At 24.0% G+C, this 1,430-nt stretch carries 3 protein-coding genes; 2 read left to right on the top strand and 1 reads right to left on the bottom strand.

Going from position 1 to position 1,430, the window contains the following annotated elements:
• The first annotated feature begins 10 nt into the window (after positions 1-10).
• Both B2G44_RS00345 and B2G44_RS00350 read left to right on the top strand, forming a co-directional pair.
• Positions 11-391, top strand: coding sequence for a hypothetical protein (locus B2G44_RS00345; RefSeq protein WP_078122881.1), 381 nt, complete (start codon positions 11-13; stop codon positions 389-391).
• A gap of 22 nt (positions 392-413) precedes the next feature.
• The gene (locus B2G44_RS00350) at positions 414-761 is read left to right on the top strand and encodes an SVM family protein (RefSeq protein WP_257616344.1); all 348 of its coding nucleotides are present in this window, start codon (positions 414-416) and stop codon (positions 759-761) included.
• Between the two features lie 375 nt (positions 762-1,136).
• Here the strand turns inward: B2G44_RS00350 and B2G44_RS00355 are convergent.
• Positions 1,137-1,430 (bottom strand): effector protein (locus B2G44_RS00355; protein ID WP_078122883.1); only part of this gene is annotated, 294 nt, incomplete at its 5' end.

Raw genomic sequence — 1,430 nt, forward strand, 5'->3', positions numbered from 1 at the left:
TTAGGCCTCTTTGACGCCCTATCAATCTCAATTAATTTTTCTTTTACTTAAAATAACAGCTTTAAAACCACCCAAAAGTTTATTAGACAAAGATAAAGAAACAAAAGATCAAGAAATTAATAACTTAAAACAAGTAGATAAAAGAGATAATAAAGATAAAATTAAACAATTACAGGATGAATTAGAAGAAATAGTTGAGCAAATATCTGATATAAACTCTCAAATTTGCAAATTAGAAGCATACCAAAAATATTACCAAGAGATATTAAATGATTCTGAAAATTACAAAAGCATTTTAGAAGAAAGATGTGAAAAAGATAAAAAAGAATATCAAAATTCAATTCTTTCGGAACTAAATTCTCTTTATGAAATCGCCTCAGCTGAGGGATAAATAAAAGGAGTTATAGGTTAAAATGATGAAAATAAAAAATAAATTACATCTTTTACCATTTTTTTTAATTGGTTATTTAGGATTATTCTTCTTAATTAATATTAATCCAGTTATGGCAATGGATCATAACAATAAAGATAAACAAATTAAAAACTATACAGAAGTTAGCGAAACAGAATTAAATAATTTTTTTCAATTATTAAATAGATCAAAAAAAAATATTTCGGAAATAAGAGAAAAAATACCTCATTTAAAAAATGCTTCTATAAAAGAAATCGAACAATGGGCATGTTCTTCAGATACACAACAAACAAAAAATAAAAGATTAAAAACAATTGATTTTGATTTAAACCAACATCCAAAAAATTAATTTTTAGTTAAGTAAAGACCCTTCCTATGGGTCTTTTTATTTGATCATAATTATTAAATAACCAAACTCTTTGAGCAAGAGTTTTTTTTATTACCATTAATCATCAATCAATATTAAAAAAACAAACAAAAAACACTCATTGGCAAGGTCATAACCAAAAAAAGAAGTTACTCACAATGTCAAAATTTACCAAAAATTCGCTTTATTTAAATATTTCATTATTCTTTTCTGCATCATTCTTTTGCATTTCTCTGTTACTATCTCCGCTCATTATTTTTTTCATCGTAAAGCAAAATTTATTTAAATAAAAAAAGACCCCCTCCATTGAAAGGGTCTTTTATATTCAAGAAGACTTATTTTTATATTGATAATATTTTAGTTATTGTCATCATTTAAATTCTTTAAAAGAATTTGATAAGCTTTTATTTGTTCTTTTTGATTATTAACTAATTGTTTGCTATTTTCTTGTAATTTTAAGAGAATTTCTTTTTGATCATCAGTGATATTAAATGATCCTCGTAATATTTTATTTATTTTTGTTATTTTTTTTGCATTATCATAAATTTTTTGTTTTAAATTAATGATGTTTTCTTCAATAGTGAGATTCTGTTGAGGAGGTTGATTTTCACTAGTTCCTGGAAGGTTTGGATCCATTGCCATAACTGGATT

It is taken from the genome of Candidatus Phytoplasma citri (assembly GCF_002009625.1).
Classification (GTDB): domain Bacteria; phylum Bacillota_I; class Bacilli_A; order Acholeplasmatales; family Acholeplasmataceae; genus Phytoplasma; species Phytoplasma citri.

Bases quoted from the DNA above. Each gene is read 5' to 3' on its own strand.
- B2G44_RS00350 (WP_257616344.1), top strand. From the start codon at position 414: ATGATGAAAATAAAAAATAAATTACATCTTTTACCATTTTTTTTAATT.